The sequence below is a fragment of the Paenibacillus sp. GbtcB18 genome, from assembly GCF_019091125.1.
Taxonomy (GTDB): domain Bacteria; phylum Bacillota; class Bacilli; order Paenibacillales; family NBRC-103111; genus Paenibacillus_F; species Paenibacillus_F chitinolyticus.
In genome coordinates this window covers 1-277 of sequence record NZ_JAGXJX010000296.1, presented here as the reverse complement: position 1 = coordinate 277, position 277 = coordinate 1, and the positions used below count along the sequence as shown (strand labels likewise).

1 pseudogene is annotated in these 277 nt (G+C 35.7%); it reads right to left on the bottom strand.

The window, feature by feature from the left end:
- Positions 1–277 (bottom strand): annotated as a pseudogene (locus KVT34_RS30250) (catabolite control protein A); the annotation flags it as partial.

Below are 277 nucleotides of genomic sequence, written 5' to 3'. Positions count from 1 at the left end.
TATCTGTAATATCTTCACCCATGAAAACAATTCCGTCCACTTGTTTTCCAAGCATCGTATTTAATAAATGGAACTCTTTCTCTTTGTTTTGGTCAGAGTTACTTAAAATGATGTTATATTTGTACATTGTTGCGATATCTTCAATTCCACGAGCAAGTTCTGCATAAAACGTATTTGAGATATCAGGAATAATAACACCTACTGTAGTTGTCTTCTTACATGCTAGTCCACGAGCTACCGCATTTGGGCGGAATCCTAAACGATCAATTGCTTCTAA